Origin of the sequence: Pseudomonas sp. N2-3-1-14, from assembly GCF_041228395.1 — a bacterium.
Classification (GTDB): Bacteria; Pseudomonadota; Gammaproteobacteria; order Pseudomonadales; family Pseudomonadaceae; genus Aquipseudomonas.
Genome location: NZ_CP166199.1, coordinates 1,557,007 through 1,575,672 on the forward strand (window position 1 = coordinate 1,557,007; position 18,666 = coordinate 1,575,672).

The following is an 18,666-nucleotide window of genomic DNA, read 5'->3' on the forward strand; positions in this document are numbered from 1 at the left end:
AAAGGCGGTTTTCCGACACGTTAAAACAGTGTTGGGCCGAATCAGTCGTCGCGAGAACCGCCAAATGCCGCACAACCACGCTGCACTTGGCCGTTGACGCGCAACTCGGCGGTCATGTGTTGCAGGCTGCCGCTGACGCTGTCGATGCAACGCTGCGGCGCGACCCAGAGTTCGATGTGCTGGTTATTGGCTTCGGTCATCAGGTTGAAACGGCCGTCGCCCAGTTGCTCTTCCACAAAAGGCACCGCCAAGGGTGGCTGACCTTCGCGCTCCAGCACCATGCCCTTGGCGGTCACATTCATCGCCCAGGCGGGTTTATGGCCATTGGCGCGCAGCACCATGCGCTTGAAGTCCGGGTCGTTGCACGCCGAAGTCGAACGCTCCATGCGATAAAGCTGTTGCAGCTCTACCGACCCCTGGGTGCCAGTGGCAACCCCGGAGAACTTGCCGCGCAAGTCGGCAAACAGTGCGCCCTGTTGGCCAGCCAGTGAGGCGGCTTCCTGCAGGATGCTGGTGCCGCCGGCATCGTTGACCACGTAGTTGCGTTTGTCACCGCAAGGCTGGAACAACAGCTTGCCGTCAACGGCCGTCAATTCACCCTGCATGCGGGTCAACCCGGCGGTAGACGGCTTTGCCGGCTCGCTCTCGAACATCTGGCAAGCGGTGAACAGAGGCAGCAGGGCAAACAGAACTAGGGTACGGGCGGCGCGCATTTATCGGGTCTCCAAACAAGTGCCGCCACGTTACGCAGGCTGACGCCGCACCACAACCCCAGCGCCCTGCTTCAGGCAAATCTGACAGACGCCGGATTCAGCCGACGATAAACGTCTGACCGGTCTGCAAGCCTTCTACGCTTTTGGCGTAGGCCAGTGCCACGTCGGCACCCGGAGCCGGTTTGTAACCGCGGAAATACGGGGCATAGCTGCCCATGGCTTCCAGCAGAACGGTCGGGCTCACGGCGTTGACGCGCAGGCCGCGTGGCAATTCGATCGCCGCGGCTTTGACGAAGGCGTCAATTGCGCCATTGACCAATGCGGCCGAGGCGCCGGTACGGATCGGGTCACGGTTGAGGATGCCGCTGGTGAAAGTGAACGAGGCGCCATCGTTGGCATATTCGCGGCCGATCAGCAGCAGGTTGACCTGGCCCATCAGCTTGTCGCGCAGGCCCAGTTCAAAATCGCTTTCGCTCATTTCACCCAGCGCCACGAAATTCACGCTACCGGCCGCGCAGATCAGGGCATCGAACTTGCCGGTCTGTTCAAACAGCTTGCGGATCGACGCGCTGTCGCTGATATCCACCTGAAAGTCGCCGCGTGTGCGACCGATGCTGATCACGTCGTGACGCTGAGCCAGTTCTGCCTTGACTGCCGAGCCGACCGTGCCGCTGGCGCCAATCAATAGAATTTTCATCGTGCTGTTCCTCCACGGGTAAGTGAAGGTTCAGTCTAGTGTGGCTTTTCAGGTGGATAAACGTGCTAATAGGCAACCTTTGGTTTTCAAATGGAAACAATCCATGAGCGAGATGGATGACCTGGCGGCCTTTGCCGTTCTGATCGAAGCCGGCAGTTTCACCCTGGCGGCCGAGCAACTGGGGTGCAGCAAGGGCCAGTTGTCCAAGCGTATCAGCCAGTTGGAGGCGCAGTTTTGCGTGGTGTTGCTGCACCGCACCACCCGCAAGCTCAGCCTGACCGCAGCCGGTGCAGCGCTGTTGCCCCAGGCTCAGGCGCTGGTGGTCCAAGTGGAACGCGCCCGTCAGGCATTGGCGCGGCTCAAGGACGATTTGGCCGGGCCTGTGCGTATGACGGTTCCGGTGTCATTGGGAGAAACCTTCTTCGATGGCTTGCTGCTGGAGTTCTCCAAACATTACCCCCAGGTGCAGATCGAACTGGAATTGAACAACCGGTATCGAGACCTGGCGCGGGATGGGTTTGACTTGGGCGTGCGTTCCGGCGCCAACGAAAACGAGCGCCTGGTGGCCAAACCGCTGCTGGCCTGGCATGAAATGACCTGCGCCAGCCCGGCCTACCTGGAGCAACACGGCGAGCCGCTGACCCCGGCAGACCTGGCAACGCACACCTGCCTGCTCAACAGCCACTACAGCGGGCGTGAAGAATGGCTGTATCACCAGCAGCACGAACTGCTGCGAGTACGGGTCAGTGGCACCTTTGCCTCCAACCATTACAACCTGTTGAAAAAGGCCGCACTGGTGGGCGCCGGGATCGCCCGCCTGCCGTCCTACGTGTTACCCGCGGAACTGGCTGACGGGAGATTGCGCTGGCTCCTGCGCGATTATCAGACGCGGAGCATGCCGATGTACCTGGTTCACCCGTATCAGGGTGGTTTGCCGCGTCGCACCCAGGTGCTGGCCGATTACCTGGTGGATTGGTTCAAGCGCGGCGGCGAGGCCCTGGACCGTCTTCAGCGGTAGCGGCGTGCAATCAAATGGTCGATGGACAGGCAGCCCGGGCCCTTGGCGACCAACAGCAGCAGCACTGTGATCCAGGTGCCGTGGGTCGGGTAGGCGTCCGGATAAACGAAGAGTTGAATGGTCAAGGTCATGCCGATCAGGGCCAGGGCCGAGAACCGCGTGGCAAAGCCCACCAGGATCAGCACCGGGATGAAATGCTCGGCAAACGCCGCCATGTGCGCGGCGACTTCCGGTGACAGCAAGGGCACGTGGTATTCACTGCGAAACAGCGGCAGTGTGGACGCCGCAAGACGCGGCTCGCCGAATTGGAACGTGCCGCTGATCAAGTCGATGGCAAAGCCCTCGACCTTGGTCTGCCCGGATTTCCAGAACACCGCGGCAATGGAAAATCGTGCGAGAAAGGCGATCAGGCTGTAGGGGATTTTCTCGAACAGTGCGATGACCCGATTGACCAGACTCGAAGGGAATGTGTTCATGGCAATACCTTTTGTTCCAGGTGCAAATGAGTGATGGCGTCGTGGCTGATCAACAGGGCCAGGCATTGGTTCAGGTCGAACTGCGCCGACGCTTCAAGCGCGTGCTGCACCGCCGTCTCCAGTGCCGCGCCGTGATTCAGGCTGTCGATGAACGCGACCGAGCCGCTGTCGATGGCGAATACCTTGACCGCCAAGCCTTGGCGTAACACCAGCGCGCTTTGGGCGTGCCAGGGATTCAGAGTGGCCAGGCCACTTTCGGTCTGGTGCGCAGCCCAAACGGCCACCACCGCATAAGCGCTATTCAGGGTGGCCAGGGATGGATGCAGGTGCAGGCGCAGGTTGCCCAGGACTGTCTGGCCTTGCAGCGTTTGGAGAATGGCTTGCTGGTCCAGCGGCTGGGTGTCTGCCGCGTGGTAGGCGCAAACCCGCAAGCGCTCGAGCCTTGCGACGTCAGCCAGGTAAGGCACGCTGGCCGCTGGTTCAAAGGCCTGAATAAACCCTGCGAACGCGCTGCCGTACTCGCTCATCAGTGGGCTGGTGGGCGGGTTCGCCTGAACAAAAAGGCCAGCCATGGCGCGAAAAAACTCATCGCCGACCAACTGCAAGGTCACCGGGTAAGCGGTCGCCAATGCGTTGATCAATGCGCTGTGGACATTGTTGCGATACACCGCAAAACGGCTGGCCGGGTCGGCGCCATTGCGGCTGAACAGGCCGTCGGGGCACGCCAGGTCGGGATCGATCAAGGCGTCGGCAAACGCAGCGTGATGGCTCATACGTTCACCTGCGACAGATGCCAGTCGGCGTGTTGAGCTTCGGCATGCAGCACACTGAACGCAGGCACCTGGTTATCCCGCTCGATCAGCGTGGCCATTGGGCCCGTGCGCGTGAGTACCTGTTCGTATAACTGCCATACCGCGTTATCGATGGGCGCGCCATGGTCGTCGATCAACAGGCGATCGCCCAGGCTGTCAGTGTCTTCGGCAAAACCCGCCAGATGTATCTCCCCAACGGCGTGTAATGGCAGCGCGTCGATGTAGGAAAGCGGCTCGCGCTGATGATTAATGCACGACACATAAACGTTGTTGACGTCCAGCAGCAGGCCGCAGCCCGTGCGGCGGATGACTTCGCTGATGAAGTCCGTTTCGTCCAGGGTGGAGCGCTCGAATTGCAGATAGGTCGATGGATTTTCCAGCAGCATCGGCCGCTTGAGCGTGCTTTGCACCTGGTCGATGTGCTGGCACACCCGGTTCAGTGTGGCGGCGTCGTAGGCCAGGGGCAGCAAGTCATTGAGAAACACCGGGCCGTGGCTCGACCAGGCCAGGTGTTCGGAAAACGAGTGGGGTTGATAGCGTTCGATCAGCAAGGCCAACCGTGCCAGGTGCTCACGGTTGAGCGGGCCTTCACCGCCGATGGACAGGCCCACGCCGTGCAGTGACAGCGGGTACTGCTCGCGGATCAACCCCAGGTAGTGATGGAACGGCCCGCCGGCCACCATGTAGTTTTCGGCGTGCACTTCAAAAAAACCGATATCGGGCGAGGTCTCGAGCACTTCAACAAAGTGCTCGGTCTTCAGCCCCAGCCCGGCCCGATAGGGGAGGCCGGGCACCTGAGCCGGTGAGACGGTGTGCTGGGGAAAAAGCGTCATCATCAGTACTCAGGCTGCGGGCTGTTTCAGGACTTGGCGGTGAAGGCGGCTGCCTGGCCGAAACCGGTCGGCGAGGTGGAGCTTGGGGTTTTAGCGCAAGTGCCGGCCGGGACCAGTTTCCAGGCATTGGCCTGGTCTTTGACTTTCGAGGTGCCGGCGCAGGAAGTGCCGGCGCCCGCAGCGCAATCGTTCTTGCCGGCTTCAGCGACGCCGAAGCATTTGTCCATCTTGGCGTCGTCGGCGTGGGCCATGTTGGACATTGCGGACAGGCTCAGAGCAGAGCCGAGGGCCAGGATCAGGGTAGTGGCGGACAGTTTAGTGGTCATGGTGTAACTCCTGCGGTGGGTTGAGGTAGCGAGCTTGATTGCCTGCTTACTCCACTAGAGGCGGCAGGGCGAATTTCGTTACAAGTCCGACGACAATAATTTCAAGAAACGCAAAATTTAAGCGTCACACAAAGCAAATGTGGGAGCGGGCTTGCTCGCGAATGCAGTGTGTCAGTCGATAGAAACTTGACTGAGACACCGCATTCGCGAGCAAGCCCGCTCCCACATTTAGATCCAGTTCATACAGCAACCGGATGGTATTAGCCCCCGAGGTAAGCCTCCCGTACTTTCGGATCCGTGAGCAACTGCTCCCCGGTGCCCTGCATCACCACCCGGCCGTTTTCCAGCACGTAGGCGCGGTCGGCGATTTTCAGCGCCTGGTTGGCGTTTTGCTCGACCAGGAACACCGTTACACCGTCCTTGCGCAGCTGTTCGATGATGTCGAAGATCTGCTGGATGATGATCGGGGCCAAGCCCAGGGACGGTTCGTCCAACAGCAGCAGCTTGGGCTTGCTCATCAGCGCACGGCCGATGGCGAGCATTTGCTGCTCGCCGCCGGACATGGTGCCGCCGCGCTGGCTGAAGCGTTCCTTGAGCCTGGGGAACAGGTGCAACACCTTGTCCATCTGCTCCTGGTAGTCGCCCTTGTCGGTGAAGAACCCGCCCATGGCCAGGTTCTCCTCGACGGTCAGGCGCGAGAACACGCGGCGGCCTTCGGGCACCACCGCAATGCTCTTGCGCATGATCTGCGAGGACTGTTGCCCCACCAGCTCTTCACCCATGTAGCGGATGCTGCCGCTGTGGGCCTGCGGCGAACCGCACAAAGTCATCAGCAAGGTCGATTTGCCGGCGCCGTTGGCACCGATCAGCGTGACGATTTCACCTTGGCGCACTTCCACGTTGACGCTGTGCAGGGCCTGGATCTTGCCGTAGAAAGTGGAAACGTTTTCGAATTGCAGCATTTTACGCTTCCCCCAAATAGGCTTTGATCACTTCAGGATTGTCGCGGATCTGTTCCGGTGTCCCGTCGGCCAGCGGCGTGCCCTGGTTGATCACCACGATGTGGTCGGAAATGCTCATGACCAGTTTCATGTCGTGTTCGATCAACAGCACCGTGGCGTTGTTTTCCTCACGCAACACGCTGATCAGCGCCTTGAGGTCCTCGGTTTCCTTGGGGTTCAGGCCGGCAGCCGGTTCGTCGAGCATGAGGATCCGCGGGCGGGTCATCATGCAGCGGGCGATTTCCAGGCGACGTTGCTGACCGTAGGCCAGGGTGCCGGCAGGACGGTTGGCGAACTCGGTGAGGTTGACCTTGTCCAGCCAGTACTCGGCGTATTCCATGGCCTCGCGCTCGCTCTTGCGAAACGCCGGGGTCTTGAACAGGCCAGCAAAGAAGTTGGTGTTCAGGTGACGGTGCTGGGCAATCAACAGGTTCTCGACCGCCGTCATGTCCTTGAACAGCCGCACGTTCTGGAAGGTGCGTACCACGCCCTTGCGAGCGATCTCGTGGCCGGCCAGGCCCTGGATCGGCTGGCCGTCCAGCAGGATGCTGCCACCGCTCGGTTTGTAAAAGCCGGTGAGGCAGTTGAACACCGTGGTTTTGCCGGCGCCGTTGGGGCCGATCAGCGCCACCACCTGTTTTTCTTTCACGGTCAGGGCCACGCCGTTGACCGCCAGCAAACCGCCGAAGCGCATGCTCAAGTTTTCGACTTTCAGGATCTCGCGGCTCATTTGCGCAGCTCCATGTGTGGGCGTTGCATCGGCAGCAGACCTTGGGGACGCCAAATCATCATCAGCACCATCATGGCGCCGAACATCAACATGCGGTATTCGCTGAACTCTCGCATCATCTCCGGCAGCAGGATCATTACGATGGCCGCCAGGATCACGCCCAGCTGCGAGCCCATGCCACCCAATACGACGATGGCGAGGATGATCGCCGACTCGATAAAGGTGAACGACTCCGGGGTCACCAGGCCTTGGCGCGCCGCGAAGAAGCTGCCGGCGAAACCGGCGAATGTTGCCCCGAGGGTGAAGGCCGAAAGTTTGATGACGGTCGGGTTCATGCCTAACGCTCGGCAGGCGATCTCATCTTCGCGCAACGCTTCCCACGCCCGCCCGATCGGCATGCGCAGCAGACGGTTGATCACGAACAGTGCCGCCAGCGCCAGCAACAAAGCCACCAGGTACAGGAACACCACTTTGCTCACCGGGTTGTAGTCGATCCCGAAGTACTCGTGGAAAGTCTGCATGCCCTCGGCGGCGGTGCGGTCGAACGACAGCCCGAAGAACGTCGGCTTGGGGATGCTGCTGATGCCGTTGGGGCCGCCGGTGATATCGGTGAGGTTACGCAGGAACAGTCGGATGATTTCACCGAAGCCCAGGGTCACGATCGCCAAATAGTCACCGCGCAGGCGCAGCACCGGGAAGCCCAGCAGGAAGCCGAACGTGGCCGCCGCCATACCTGCCAGCGGCAGGCAGATCCAGAAGCCCCAGCCCAGGTAATGCGAGAGCAACGCGTAGGTGTAGGCACCCACGGCGTAGAAGCCCACATACCCCAGGTCGAGCAGGCCGGCCAGGCCCACCACGATGTTCAGGCCCAGGCCCAGCAACACGTAGATCAGGATCAGTGTCGCGATATCCACCGCGCCGCGTGAGCCGAAGAACGGCCAGATCAACGCGGCCACGATCAGGCCGATGATGATGTAGCGCTGGGTGCGCGGCAGGGTCAGGAACTGGCTGACCTTGGGTGATACCAATGGCCCACGGTTGCCCTTGAACAACGCACCGACCTGCTGGGTGAACAGCACGCGCAGGAACATCAGCACCGAGCACAGGGCGATGATGGTCAGGGTGACGGGACCGGTGCCATGCACTTCCAGGTTGATGCCGACAATGCTCAGCTTGAGGCCGAGTACCGGAAAGGCCACGGCCCATACCAGCAAGGCGCTGAAAAACGCCGATTTAAGATATCTGCTCATACTTTCTCAACCTCCGGACGGCCCAGAATGCCGGTCGGACGGAACAACAGCACCAGAACCAACAGGCCGAACGCCACCACATCCTTGTATTGGTCGCCGAAAATATCGGCACCGAAGGCTTCAGCCACGCCCAGCACCAGACCGCCGAGCATGGCGCCCGGAATACTGCCGATGCCGCCCAATACCGCCGCGGTAAAGGCCTTGAGGCCTACCAGGAAACCGGCGTTGGGGTTGATCACGCCGTACTGCATGCTCAGCAGCACCGCCGCGACGGCCGCCAGCGCAGCACCGATGACGAAGGTCAAGGCAATGATGTTGTTGGTGTTGATGCCCAGCAGGTTGGCCATCTTGATGTCTTCGGCGCAGGCCCGGCAGGCGCGCCCCAGACGGGAGCGGGAAATGAACAGCGTCAGACCCAGCATCGCCACCAGCGTGACGACGAACACCAGGATCTGCATGTAGGAAATCAGCACTTCTTGTGCGCCACCTGGGCCGAAGGAGATGCTCCCCGGAATCAGGTTGGGAATGGACTTGTCCTTGGAGTCCTGGGACAGCAATACCGTGTTCTGCAGGAATATCGACATGCCGATGGCGGAAATCAGCGGGATCAAACGGTTGCTGCCACGCAAGGGACGATAGGCAACCCGCTCGATGCTGTAGCCGTAGGCACTGGTTACAACAATCGACGCGATAAACGCGGCGGTCATCAACAGCGGCAGGGAGTGGATACCCATCATGGCCAGCCCGGCAAGGGCGATGAAGGCCACGTAGGAACCAATCATGTACACCTCGCCATGGGCGAAGTTGATCATTCCAATGATGCCGTAAACCATTGTGTAGCCAATGGCTATCAAGGCATAGGTGCTGCCAATGGTCAGGCCATTAACCAGCTGTTGGAAAAAATGATAGATCTCAGGCATTACAGCGCTCCTAAAAACCCGATACGCATTTCACTGGTGGAGTCATGTTCCGGCCCTGCGCTGTGTTCTATGAGCACATTTGCACAAAGCGTTTGCCAGCGAACCGCTGGTGACGGTTTTAAGATTTTCAGGTGAGCCAGCGCCCGGATCGCGGGTGACAGGCCCATAAACCTCGTAAAACAAAGCCCACTGCTCTCACAGTGGGCTTGTTGACCAGTAACGCCTGGCTTACTGAGGGGAAACTTCGGTTTTTGGTTTACCGAAGTGCCATTGGTAGACCACGAACTTGAAGTCCTTCAGGTCGCCCTTGGCGTCAAAGCTCAGGTCGCCAGTAGGGGTCTTGAAAGTGCCTGCGTGGATGGCAGCTGCCACCTTGGCGGTGTCTTCGCTCTTCGCGGCAGCGATACCGCCGGCGATGACTTCAACCGCAGAGTAAGCCGGGAACACGAACGGACCGGTTGGGTCCTGTTTGTTCTTGGCGAACTCTTCAACAATGGCTTTGTTGGCAGGGTCGGTGTCGAAGGATTTAGGCAGGGTTACCAGCAGGCCTTCGGAAGCGTCCTGGGCAATTTGCGAGATGGAGTCGTTGCCGACGCCTTCCGGGCCCATGAACTTGGCGTTCAGGCCTTTTTCCTTGGCTTGGCGCAGGATCAGGCCCAGCTCTGGGTGGTAGCCGCCGTAGTAGACGAAGTCGACGTTGGCTTGCTTGAGCTTCTGGATGATCGAGGAGAAGTCTTTATCGCCGGCGTTCAGGCCTTCGAAGACAGCGACTTTCACGCCTTTCTTCTCAAGGGTCTGTTTAACGGCAGTCGCGATGCCTTCACCGTATTGCTGTTTGTCGTGCAGTACGGCAACCACCTTTGGCTTCACGAAGTCGGCGATGTAGTTGCCGGCTGCCGGGCCCTGGGCGCTGTCCAGGCCGATGGTACGGAATACCAGTTTATAACCACGGGCGGTGATTTCCGGGCTGGTAGCTGCCGGAGTGATCATGATCACGCCTTCGTCTTCGTAGATGTCGGTTGCTGGCTGAGTGGAGCTGGAGCAAAGGTGACCGACTACGAACTTGACGCCGTCGTTGACCACTTTGTTGGCTACGGCAACGGCTTGTTTTGGATCGCAAGCGTCGTCGTATTCTTTGGCTTCAAGCATTTTGCCGTCGACGCCGCCCTTGGCGTTGATGTCGGCGATTGCCTGCTTGGCACCCATGAATTGCATGTCGCCGTATTGCGTCACAGGGCCGGTTTTTGGACCTGCGATACCGATCTTGATGGTGTCGGCTGCGAACGAATGGCCGGCAACCCCAGCCAGGACCATAGCGGCAAACAGTTTGGAAATCTGCTTAGTAGCCTTATTCATAGTGCTCCACTCTTACTGTTGTATTTTTTATAGTTCTAGCGGCCTTGTGAGCTGCAGAACCGGATTAGATATCTCGGATATCCCCCCGGCATTGCCCTGGCAACTGTACCGGTACAGTGTAGAGCGCCGGTTGATCGCTTGAAAAGCTGGCTGCTGGGGGCAAACGCCGGGGGTGTCGCTTTAATGAAAGAAAAAGACAGAATTGCGGCGGGGTGCTGCCGGAGTTTCGGGCAATCCTTGGCTTTCCTGACACTTTCGTTCGGTGCCTCATTTGCAACTGGGTTTTTCTGCCTGACGCCTGACGCTATGATTGCGCCGATTTTTTATTCAGGTGAATTCCCATGACGCAAGAACCTAGCACCCTCTATGCCAAGCTGCTCGGTGAAACCGCCGAAATTTCCTGGAAGGAGCTCGAGCCGTTCTTTGCCAAGGGTGCCCTATTGTGGGTCGACGCCGGCCTGGATTTGATCGAAGCCGCCAAGGGGATGGCCGAGGATAAGCGTGACAAAGTCGCTGCCTGGCTGGCTGCAGGGAGCCTTGGCGAGGTGTCTGCGACGCGGGCATTGGACCTGGTCGAGAGGGATCCAAGCCTGTGGGCGGTGGTGGTTTCGCCGTGGATTCTGATCCAGGAAAGGGCGGCGTAAGAAACGTGCGCACTAAAAAGGTGCGCTGCTCGGGCCCTTGGAAGTGTGTAGCGGAGTAACCGCCGGCGCCGTGATGGCACCTTGCCGTAGAGAAAGGTCACAGGTGAGGGTGACGTGCGCGTCACGGGAACAGTTGTGCGCGGGGCCGAAGGCTCAAGGAATTGTTTCTGGGTGTGGAAAAGATGACGGTCTGACGTGACTGGCAGACCGCTATCGCAGGCAAGCCAGCTCCCACATTTGACATGCATTCCAAGTGTGGGAGCTGGCTTGCCTGCGATGGCCGCGACTCGGTCTATGCAGTCTTGCCAGTATGGTTATTCAACGAAATAACCTTGGTCTTCCCCATCCGATGAGCAACGCCACGTGGACGTTGATGAACCGCTCGTTCGTCGGCCTTCTTCAGGCAAATGATGGCTAAATGCCAAATATTCGGCGTTAACGAATTGGCCTGACGATCGAAGGTGGGCCGATACGGCCTGTGACAAGGTCTTTGGGCGGCGTGGCGTCTTTGCTGCCTTCCACGCTGAAAGGGTAGAGCGGGTTACGCATCTGGATGCCCTGGATCACGCCGACCACATCGCTCAAAGGCACCGCTGGGCTCAGCAGGTAGCCCTGAATGAAGTCACAGCCATGGTTGAGCAGCAGTTCGAATTGCGCCTGGGTTTCCACGCCTTCGGTGACAACGTGCAGGTGCAGCGTGTGGGCCATGCCGATAATCGCCTGGACGATTTCGATATCGGCAGTCGATTTGGGAATGTCCTGGATAAAGGAGCGGTCGATCTTCAGCGTGTTGAGCGGCAGGCGCTTGAGATAAGCCAGTGACGAGTAGCCAGTGCCGAAGTCATCAATCGCCAGCGACACGCCCAGTGCCCGGATTTGCCGCAACAGCGCGAGCGTGCTGCTGATGTTGCCCATCAGGGCGTTTTCGGTGACTTCCAACTCCAGGCGCCCGGCGGCGATGCCGGCGAAACGCAGGGCGTCTTCGATTTCATCCGCCAGTTCGTCACGCGCCAGGTTGAGGGCCGAGCAGTTCACGGCCATGGTCAGCTCGGTATAGCCGCGGTCAGACAGCAGGCTCAAATCGTGGCACGCCTGGCGTAATACCCAGTGGTCCAGTTCGGCAATCAGCCCGTTGCTTTCGGCAATGGCGATAAACCGGTCCGGCGCCAGCAGACCGTGTTGCGGGTGTTGCCAGCGCACCAGGGCTTCCAGGCGGGTAACCTTGCCGAGTTTCATGTCGAAGATCGGCTGATAAAACAGGACCAGCTGGTTGCGCGTGCGCAGGGCGGCGCGCAGCTCTTCTTCCAGTTGCAGTTCCAGAAACGCGCGGGTTTTGAGGTTGGAACTGAAAAAGTTCAGGCTGTTGCGCCCGGTGTCTTTGGACTGGTAAAGCGCCAGGTCGGCGGTTTTCAGCAGCTCCTCACAGGTCAGGCCGTCATCGGGAAACAGGCTGATGCCGATGCTGGTGGTCATCACCATGCGCCGGCCGGCCAGCTCGATCGGCTCTTTCATCTTCTGCATGATGCGCTGCGCCATATGCCGCGCTTCGTCGCGATGGTGAATGCTGATCAGGATGCAGAATTCATCGCCGCCAAAGCGCGCAACCACATCGTCATGGCTGCGCACCGACCCTTTGATATGCCCGGCCAACACGGTGAGTAACTGGTCGCCGGCATCATGCCCAAGGCTGTCGTTGATGCGCTTGAAGTGGTCGATATCGAGGAAGATCACCGCCATCATGCCGTGGCTTGCAGTTTTTTCGGCGACTTTCTCCGCGAAAATCTGATTGAAACCGCGACGGTTGAGCAGGGTGGTCAGCGCATCAAAATGCGCGACCTGTTGCAGCGAGGCGCGGGCCTGGTCCAGTTCGCTGAGCAGCGCGTTGACCCGGCGCAGGTCGCGTTCCTTGTGCTGCAGTTTTTTGTCGGCCAGTGCTGCACTGACGCTGCTGCCAATCACCAACAGGGTGATCACGGCCACGGATAAGCCAAGCTGAATGGGGTTGTTGTCCAGTGGCAACGCGAGGTCCGCACCGTTGGGCACCATCATTTGCATGGCAGCCATGCCGGTGAAGTGCATGCTCAGGATGCCGGCGCCCAGCACCAGGCTGGCGGCGTATTTGAGCAATTGATGGAACACCCCGGTGCCGTTGCGCAGGTAGCACGACAGCAGCAACGCGGCCAGGCTGGCGCCAATGGCGATGCCCACCGACGCCAAAAACAGCCCCGAGTCGAAGTACACCTGGGCCTGGGAGCGCATGGCCGACATGCCGACGTAGTGCATCAAGGCAATGCCCAGCCCCATCCATACCGATGCCAGCAGGTATTGATGAAAGCGCAAATGAGCGTGACTGAGGGTTTGCATGGCAAACAACGAGGCAATCAGGGCGATCACCAGCGAGGCGAACGTCATGAGCAGTTCGTAATGAATGGCAATAGGTGCCTGGAAGGCCAGCATGCTGATGAAGTGAGTCGACCAGATGCCGCCTGCCAGGCATCCCGCCCCCAGCCAGCGCCAGTGGCGGCGGGCAGTAGGGTCTTCCACGTGGCCGACGCGCTCGGCCATGTCCAATGTTCCGAACCCTGCTGCACACGCGACCAAGTACGCCAGCAGCACCAGAAAGGGGTTATGACTGCAATTGAGTAATAAATGCCCGTTATCTGGAAGCTCGGTAAAAAAATACATACCTCGCCATTCCATAGCATGTCCCGTCAAAGTCAGTACGTCATTGCCTACAGCAATGGCTTATGACCTCGAGTATAGAAGCCTTGCGGGATTTGCCAGGAATAATGGCACTTTGCTCTGAATGATTTTGGCATGCTCGCCATAGCGTTTGCTGCTAAGCGCTGATCGGCAGGTCGAACTCGAAAGGCGCCTCGAGGGGCGGCAAGCCAAAGGCGGCGCGTGCCGTGTCGCAATCGACGTTCTGTTCGCCCTGGCTCCACGACGCGTCGAACTCGCGACACGGGCTCGAACGCTGCTCATAGATCGTGCAACGGGTGCCTTTGCCGACTTCACCCTCAAGGCTGCAGCAACGCGCGGGTTTCTGGTCGGTGCCGATCATCGCCACGCGCGTGGGATTGATCTGCACCACCAGGTCATCGGGCACGGTGCCCCCCGATGAGGCGCACTCACCCCAGAAGAAAGACACACGAAAGTGTGAACAGCAGGCACCGCAACTCAGACACGGACTGGCTTCGGACATGGGCGTCATCGATAAGAAAAGTAGGATGTGGGTGTTACGGAAGGCTCGCCATTCTATCCTTGGCGTTGCCGTTGGGAAGGGGGGCGTGAACTTATATTTTTGTAGGCGAAGTCCCGTGATACCGGGCGAAATCATGCCCTATCAGCTTTACGAATCATTACAGACAACCGGCACCTGCCTGACTATGTTGCAGGTACCGGGCAGGATGCATCGGGCATCGCAGCTCTCATAACAATAAAAGAGACGGACCCATGCAGAACTCGACCCAAGCGGCGAATGCCTGGCGCATTCTGTTCCTGCTGTTCCTGGCCAACCTGTTCAATTTCTTCGACCGCACCATCCCCGCGATCATCATCGAACCCATTCGTATGGAATGGCACCTGAGCGACTTTCAGCTCGGCATCATCGGCACCGCCTTTACCATCGTCTACGCCATTGCCGGTTTGCCGCTGGGGCGCATGGCCGACACCGGTTCGCGCAGCAAACTGATGGGCTGGGGCTTGTTTGCCTGGAGCGGGCTGACCGCACTCAACGGCCTGGTCGGCAGTTTCTGGACCTTCCTGCTGGTGCGCATGGGCATCGGCATTGGCGAAGCCAGCTATGCGCCGGCGGCCAACTCACTGATCGGCGACCTGTTTCCCGCCCACCGCCGCGCCCGCGCCATGGGTATTTTCATGCTCGGCCTGCCGTTGGGCCTGCTGCTGGCGTTCTTCACCATCGGCGCGATGGTCAAGGCGTTCGACAGCTGGCGCGCACCGTTCTTTATCGCCGCCGTACCGGGGCTGATCCTCGCCGTGTTCATGTTCTATATCAAGGAGCCCAAGCGCGGCGCGGCCGAAACCGTGCAGGTCTCGCAGGAACGCGCCGATCGCCCGATCCGCCGCGTGCTGGCGGTGCCGACCTTCCTGTGGCTGGTGCTGGCCGGGCTGTGCTTCAACTTTGCCACCTATGCGTGCAACTCGTTTCTGGTGCCGATGTTGCAGCGCTATTTCCTGATGCCGTTGCAGGAGGCGGCGGTTGCCACTGGCGTAATCGTTGGCATCACCGGCCTGGTGGGCCTGACATTGGGCGGCTGGATTGCCGACAAGATCCATCAGCGAATCGCCAATGGCCGACTGTTGTTCGCCGCCTGCAGCTTGATCATCTCCACCGTCACCACCGCGTGGGCGTTGCACGCCGGACGCATCGAGATTGGTGTGTTTGTGGCGCTGTTCAGTGTGGGCTGGTTGTTCGCCTATAACTTCTATACCTGCGTGTACACCGCCATTCAGGACGTGGTTGAGCCGCGTCTGCGGGCCACGGCGATGGCGCTGTTCTTCGCCGGGTTGTACCTGTTGGGCGGCGGCATGGGACCGATTGTGGTGGGTGGGCTGTCTGATCACTTTGCCCATTCGGCGATGTATGCCGATGGGGCGGCGCAGATGACTGAAGCCTATAAAGCGGTGGGGCTGCACGACGCCATGTACCTGATTCCGGTGGCGCTGTTTTTGACCCTGCTGTTTCTGCTTCAGGCGTCGCGCAGTTTTGTGCGCGATGCCAAGCGCATGAAGGATGGGTTGGGGGCGGTGGAGGTGCCGGCTGCGGCGGCTACCGCTTGAGACCGAGTTGACCCTATCGCAGGCAAGCCAGCTCCCACATTTGAAGGTATTCACACATCAAAATGTGGGAGCGGGCTTGCCCGCGATGAGGCCCCCAAGCCAAACAAAAAAAGGCCCGCATTGCGCGGGCCTTTTTTTAGCAGGACAGGGCGGCAATCAACCCGCCACCAGCACCCGAATCGCTTCCAGTCGCAGCGCCGCTTTGTCGAGCATGGCCAAACCTTGCTCGCGTTGCTGACGCAGGGCCACCAGCTCGCTGTCACGCACGGTCGGGTTGACCGCTTGCAACGCGGTCAGGCGCGCCAGCTCTTCGTCGGTGTCCGCCGCCAGGCGGCGCTTGGCCTCGGCCACACGCTCGGCGTGGCGCGGGGTGATCTTCTCTTCACCGGCATTGATGCGCGGCGTGAGTTGGTCACGCTGAGCCTGCACGAACTTGTTGGCGCTGGCGCGTGGCACGCTTTCGAGCTGGTCGTTCAGGGTTTCAAACGACACGCGACCGGACAGGTCATTGCCATTGGCGTCCAGCAGGCAGCGCAAGGCCGCCGGTGGCAAGTAGCGGCCCAGTTGCAAGGAGCGCGGCGCAACCACTTCACTCACGTACAGCAATTCGAGCAACACGGTGCCCGGCTTGAGCGCCTTGTTCTTGATCAGCGCCACGGCGGTGTTGCCCATCGAGCCGGACAGCACCAGGTCCATGCCGCCCTGCACCATCGGGTGTTCCCAGGTGATGAACTGCATGTCTTCGCGCGACAGCGCCTGGTTACGGTCGTAGGTGATGGTCACACCTTCGTCGTCGCCCAGCGGGAAGCTGGCGTCGAGCATTTTTTCGCTGGGCTTGAGGATCAGCGCGTTTTCCGAATGGTCTTCGCTGTCGATGCCAAAGGCGTCGAACAGGGTTTCCATGTAGATCGGCAGGGCGAACTGGTCGTCTTGCTCCAGGATGGCCTCTACCAGCGCATCGCCTTCACCCGCGCCGCCGGAGTTGAGCTCCAGCAAGCGGTCGCGACCGGTGTGCAGCTCTTGCTCCAGACGCTCGCGCTCGGCGCGGGCCTCGTCGATCAGGGCTTGCCATTCGCCATCGTCGGCGTTTTCCAGCAACGGCAGCAGACGCGGGCCGAACTGATGTTGCAGGGCGTTGCCGGTCGGGCAGGTGTTGAGGAACGCGTTCAGCGCCTCGTGGTACCACTGGAACAGGCGCTCTTGCGGGCTGGTCTCCAGGTACGGCACGTGCAATTCGATCACGTGCTTCTGACCGATCCGGTCCAGACGCCCGATCCGCTGTTCCAGCAGGTCAGGGTGGGACGGCAGGTCGAACAGCACCAAGTGGTGAGAGAACTGGAAGTTGCGGCCTTCACTGCCGATTTCCGAGCAGATCAGCACCTGGGCGCCGAACTCTTCGTCGGCGAAGTAAGCGGCGGCGCGGTCACGCTCGAGGATGTTCATGCCCTCGTGGAACACCGTGGCCGGAATGCCGGAACGCACGCGCAGGGCGTCTTCCAGGTCCATGGCGGTTTCGGCGTGGGCGCAGATCACCAGCACTTTGGTGCGCTTGAGCATTTTCAGCTGGTCGATCAGCCACTCCACGCGTGGATCGAAGCGCCACCAGCGGTTTTCTTCATCCACGTCCGGCTGCGACTGGAAGCTGACTTCCGGGTACAGCTCGGCGTGTTCGCCCAGCGGCAACTCGAGGTATTCGTCCGGGTTCGGCAGCGGGTAGGCGTGCAGTTTGCGCTCCGGGAAACCTTGCACGGCAGCCCGGGTGTTACGGAACAGCACGCGGCCGGTGCCGTGGCGGTCAAGCAGCTCACGCACCAGGCGCGCACTGGCTTCGGTGTCGCCATCGTTGACGGCGGTGAGCAGCGCTTCACCTTCGTCGCCGAGGAAACCCTGGATGGTCTTGTGTGCGGTCGGCGACAGGCGGCCTTTGTCCAGCAGCTCCTGCACGGCTTCGGCCACCGGGCGATAGTTTTCGCTTTCGGCGCGGAAGGCGTGCAGGTCGTGGAAGCGGTTCGGGTCCAGCAGGCGCAGGCGCGCAAAGTGGCTGTCCTGGCCCAGCTGTTCCGGGGTGGCGGTCAGCAGCAGCACGCCAGGAATCACCTCGGCGAGTTGCTCGACCAGCGAATACTCCGGGCTGGCCTTGTCTTCATGCCAGACCAGGTGGTGGGCTTCGTCGACCACCAGCAAGTCCCAGCCGGCCGCGAACAGCGCGTCCTGGGCCTTCTCGTCGTCCACCAGCCATTCCAGGGCCACGAGGGCCAACTGGGTGTCTTCGAACGGGTTGGTGGCATCGCTTTCGATGAAGCGTTCTTCGTCGAACAGCGCAACCTGCAGGTTGAAGCGGCGGCGCATTTCCACCAGCCACTGGTGCTGCAGGTTTTCCGGCACCAGGATCAGTACGCGGCTGGCGCGGCCGGAAAGCAGCTGGCGATGGATCACCAGGCCAGCTTCGATGGTCTTGCCCAGGCCCACTTCGTCAGCCAGCAATACCCGCGGCGCGATACGGTCAGCGACTTCACGGGCGATGTGCAGTTGGTGAGCAATAGGTTGCGCACGCACGCCACCCAAGCCCCACAGCGAGGACTGCAGTTGGCGGCTGGTGTGTTCCAGGGTGTGGTAACGCAGCGAGAACCAGGCCAGCGGATCGATCTGGCCGGCGAACAGACGGTCGCTGGCCAGGCGGAACTGGATGAAGTTGGACAGTTGGGTTTCCGGCAGGGTGACCTGCTCGTTCTGCCCATTGAGGCCGTGGTAAACCAGCAGGCCATCGACGTCGTCGACTTCCTGTACGGTCATTTTCCAGCCTTCGAAATGGGTGATGGAATCACCCGGCGAAAACCTCACGCGAGTGAGGGGCGCATTCCGTAGCGCATACTGACGAGTGTCGCCAGTGGCCGGATAGAGCACGGTCAACAAGCGGCCGTCCTGTGCCAGAACGGTGCCTAACCCCAGCTCTGCTTCGCTGTCACTAATCCAGCGTTGCCCCGGTTGATACTGCTGCGCCATGCTGCCTGACTCCCGCCGTGAAAAAGCCGACTATCTTAACGGAACAAGGCCCTCAGCCAAAGGACTCTGACAAAAACTACTCCG

The 18,666-nt window shown here is 60.3% G+C and carries 17 protein-coding genes; 3 read left to right on the plus strand and 14 right to left on the minus strand.

Features of this window, described 5'->3' with window-relative positions:
• Positions 1 to 41 precede the first annotated feature (41 nt).
• Both AB5I78_RS07155 and AB5I78_RS07160 read right to left on the minus strand, forming a co-directional pair.
• Positions 42 to 713: a COG3650 family protein gene (locus AB5I78_RS07155; protein WP_106577112.1), complete on the minus strand. Its 672-nt coding sequence runs from the start codon at positions 711 to 713 to the stop codon at positions 42 to 44.
• Positions 714 to 810: 97 nt separating this feature from the next.
• A complete protein-coding gene (locus AB5I78_RS07160; RefSeq protein ID WP_262209249.1) occupies positions 811 to 1,410 on the minus strand; it encodes a short chain dehydrogenase in 600 nt (199 codons plus the stop codon).
• 103 nt (positions 1,411 to 1,513) lie between these two features.
• Between AB5I78_RS07160 and AB5I78_RS07165 the strand changes: the two genes are divergently transcribed.
• Positions 1,514 to 2,428, plus strand: coding sequence for a LysR family transcriptional regulator (locus AB5I78_RS07165; protein ID WP_369300769.1), 915 nt, complete (start codon positions 1,514 to 1,516; stop codon positions 2,426 to 2,428).
• Here AB5I78_RS07165 and AB5I78_RS07170 read toward each other — a convergent pair.
• The 9 genes from AB5I78_RS07170 to AB5I78_RS07210 all read right to left on the minus strand — a co-directional run bounded on the left by AB5I78_RS07170 (position 2,419) and on the right by AB5I78_RS07210 (position 10,132).
• A complete protein-coding gene (locus AB5I78_RS07170; RefSeq protein ID WP_369300768.1) occupies positions 2,419 to 2,904 on the minus strand; it encodes a DoxX family protein in 486 nt (161 codons plus the stop codon). The two genes, AB5I78_RS07165 and AB5I78_RS07170, sit on opposite strands and share 10 nt — an antisense overlap.
• Positions 2,901 to 3,677: a putative DNA-binding domain-containing protein gene (locus tag AB5I78_RS07175; protein WP_369300767.1), complete on the minus strand. Its 777-nt coding sequence runs from the start codon at positions 3,675 to 3,677 to the stop codon at positions 2,901 to 2,903. Before AB5I78_RS07175 ends, AB5I78_RS07170 begins: the two co-directional genes overlap by 4 nt.
• Positions 3,674 to 4,552: a DUF692 domain-containing protein gene (locus AB5I78_RS07180; protein WP_369300765.1), complete on the minus strand. Its 879-nt coding sequence runs from the start codon at positions 4,550 to 4,552 to the stop codon at positions 3,674 to 3,676. Before AB5I78_RS07180 ends, AB5I78_RS07175 begins: the two co-directional genes overlap by 4 nt.
• A gap of 23 nt (positions 4,553 to 4,575) precedes the next feature.
• Positions 4,576 to 4,875, minus strand: a complete 300-nt coding sequence (locus AB5I78_RS07185) for a DUF2282 domain-containing protein (protein WP_369300764.1) — start codon at positions 4,873 to 4,875, stop codon at positions 4,576 to 4,578.
• 260 nt (positions 4,876 to 5,135) lie between these two features.
• The gene (locus AB5I78_RS07190; RefSeq protein WP_010212366.1) at positions 5,136 to 5,837 is read right to left on the minus strand and encodes an ABC transporter ATP-binding protein; all 702 of its coding nucleotides are present in this window, start codon (positions 5,835 to 5,837) and stop codon (positions 5,136 to 5,138) included.
• Between the two features lies 1 nt (position 5,838).
• Positions 5,839 to 6,606: a high-affinity branched-chain amino acid ABC transporter ATP-binding protein LivG gene (gene livG / locus AB5I78_RS07195; protein ID WP_016975067.1), complete on the minus strand. Its 768-nt coding sequence runs from the start codon at positions 6,604 to 6,606 to the stop codon at positions 5,839 to 5,841.
• Positions 6,603 to 7,856, minus strand: a complete 1,254-nt coding sequence (locus tag AB5I78_RS07200; RefSeq protein WP_064451210.1) for a high-affinity branched-chain amino acid ABC transporter permease LivM — start codon at positions 7,854 to 7,856, stop codon at positions 6,603 to 6,605. Before AB5I78_RS07200 ends, livG begins: the two co-directional genes overlap by 4 nt.
• Positions 7,853 to 8,776 carry a high-affinity branched-chain amino acid ABC transporter permease LivH gene (gene livH / locus AB5I78_RS07205; protein WP_106577104.1) on the minus strand — a complete coding sequence of 308 codons (924 nt, stop codon included), beginning with the start codon at positions 8,774 to 8,776 and terminating at the stop codon, positions 7,853 to 7,855. Before livH ends, AB5I78_RS07200 begins: the two co-directional genes overlap by 4 nt.
• Positions 8,777 to 9,004: 228 nt before the next feature.
• On the minus strand, positions 9,005 to 10,132 hold the full coding sequence (locus tag AB5I78_RS07210) for a branched-chain amino acid ABC transporter substrate-binding protein (protein WP_145162009.1): 1,128 nt from the start codon (positions 10,130 to 10,132) through the stop codon (positions 9,005 to 9,007).
• 341 nt (positions 10,133 to 10,473) lie between these two features.
• Between AB5I78_RS07210 and AB5I78_RS07215 the strand changes: the two genes are divergently transcribed.
• Positions 10,474 to 10,776 carry a DUF2288 domain-containing protein gene (locus tag AB5I78_RS07215; protein ID WP_369300763.1) on the plus strand — a complete coding sequence of 101 codons (303 nt, stop codon included), beginning with the start codon at positions 10,474 to 10,476 and terminating at the stop codon, positions 10,774 to 10,776.
• A gap of 435 nt (positions 10,777 to 11,211) precedes the next feature.
• On the opposite strand, the gene AB5I78_RS07220 is transcribed toward AB5I78_RS07215, so the two are convergent.
• Complete coding sequence (locus AB5I78_RS07220; protein ID WP_369300761.1) at positions 11,212 to 13,476, minus strand: putative bifunctional diguanylate cyclase/phosphodiesterase; 2,265 nt, start codon at positions 13,474 to 13,476, stop codon at positions 11,212 to 11,214.
• Positions 13,477 to 13,615: 139 nt separating this feature from the next.
• Positions 13,616 to 13,981, minus strand: coding sequence for a YkgJ family cysteine cluster protein (locus AB5I78_RS07225; protein ID WP_242194219.1), 366 nt, complete (start codon positions 13,979 to 13,981; stop codon positions 13,616 to 13,618).
• A gap of 251 nt (positions 13,982 to 14,232) precedes the next feature.
• On the opposite strand from AB5I78_RS07225, the gene AB5I78_RS07230 reads away from it, so the two are divergent.
• The gene (locus AB5I78_RS07230) at positions 14,233 to 15,579 is read left to right on the plus strand and encodes a spinster family MFS transporter (RefSeq protein WP_369300760.1); all 1,347 of its coding nucleotides are present in this window, start codon (positions 14,233 to 14,235) and stop codon (positions 15,577 to 15,579) included.
• Positions 15,580 to 15,735: 156 nt separating this feature from the next.
• Here the strand turns inward: AB5I78_RS07230 and rapA are convergent, their stop codons facing one another.
• The gene (gene rapA / locus AB5I78_RS07235; RefSeq protein ID WP_106577097.1) at positions 15,736 to 18,582 is read right to left on the minus strand and encodes an RNA polymerase-associated protein RapA; all 2,847 of its coding nucleotides are present in this window, start codon (positions 18,580 to 18,582) and stop codon (positions 15,736 to 15,738) included.
• Positions 18,583 to 18,666: the final 84 nt, after the last annotated feature.

What these genes read in the sequence shown, in the direction of transcription:
- AB5I78_RS07155 (WP_106577112.1), bottom strand. Translation starts at nt 713, where the DNA reads ATGCGCGCCGCCCGTACCCTAGTTCTGTTTGCCCTGCTGCCTCTGTTC.
- AB5I78_RS07160 (WP_262209249.1), bottom strand. Translation starts at nt 1,410, where the DNA reads ATGAAAATTCTATTGATTGGCGCCAGCGGCACGGTCGGCTCGGCAGTC.
- AB5I78_RS07165 (WP_369300769.1), top strand. Translation starts at nt 1,514, where the DNA reads ATGAGCGAGATGGATGACCTGGCGGCCTTTGCCGTTCTGATCGAAGCC.
- AB5I78_RS07170 (WP_369300768.1), bottom strand. Translation starts at nt 2,904, where the DNA reads ATGAACACATTCCCTTCGAGTCTGGTCAATCGGGTCATCGCACTGTTC.
- AB5I78_RS07175 (WP_369300767.1), bottom strand. Translation starts at nt 3,677, where the DNA reads ATGAGCCATCACGCTGCGTTTGCCGACGCCTTGATCGATCCCGACCTG.
- AB5I78_RS07180 (WP_369300765.1), bottom strand. Translation starts at nt 4,552, where the DNA reads ATGATGACGCTTTTTCCCCAGCACACCGTCTCACCGGCTCAGGTGCCC.
- AB5I78_RS07185 (WP_369300764.1), bottom strand. Translation starts at nt 4,875, where the DNA reads ATGACCACTAAACTGTCCGCCACTACCCTGATCCTGGCCCTCGGCTCT.
- AB5I78_RS07190 (WP_010212366.1), bottom strand. Translation starts at nt 5,837, where the DNA reads ATGCTGCAATTCGAAAACGTTTCCACTTTCTACGGCAAGATCCAGGCC.
- livG (WP_016975067.1), bottom strand. Translation starts at nt 6,606, where the DNA reads ATGAGCCGCGAGATCCTGAAAGTCGAAAACTTGAGCATGCGCTTCGGC.
- AB5I78_RS07200 (WP_064451210.1), bottom strand. Translation starts at nt 7,856, where the DNA reads ATGAGCAGATATCTTAAATCGGCGTTTTTCAGCGCCTTGCTGGTATGG.
- livH (WP_106577104.1), bottom strand. Translation starts at nt 8,776, where the DNA reads ATGCCTGAGATCTATCATTTTTTCCAACAGCTGGTTAATGGCCTGACC.
- AB5I78_RS07210 (WP_145162009.1), bottom strand. Translation starts at nt 10,132, where the DNA reads ATGAATAAGGCTACTAAGCAGATTTCCAAACTGTTTGCCGCTATGGTC.
- AB5I78_RS07215 (WP_369300763.1), top strand. Translation starts at nt 10,474, where the DNA reads ATGACGCAAGAACCTAGCACCCTCTATGCCAAGCTGCTCGGTGAAACC.
- AB5I78_RS07220 (WP_369300761.1), bottom strand. Translation starts at nt 13,476, where the DNA reads ATGGAATGGCGAGGTATGTATTTTTTTACCGAGCTTCCAGATAACGGG.
- AB5I78_RS07225 (WP_242194219.1), bottom strand. Translation starts at nt 13,981, where the DNA reads ATGTCCGAAGCCAGTCCGTGTCTGAGTTGCGGTGCCTGCTGTTCACAC.
- AB5I78_RS07230 (WP_369300760.1), top strand. Translation starts at nt 14,233, where the DNA reads ATGCAGAACTCGACCCAAGCGGCGAATGCCTGGCGCATTCTGTTCCTG.
- rapA (WP_106577097.1), bottom strand. Translation starts at nt 18,582, where the DNA reads ATGGCGCAGCAGTATCAACCGGGGCAACGCTGGATTAGTGACAGCGAA.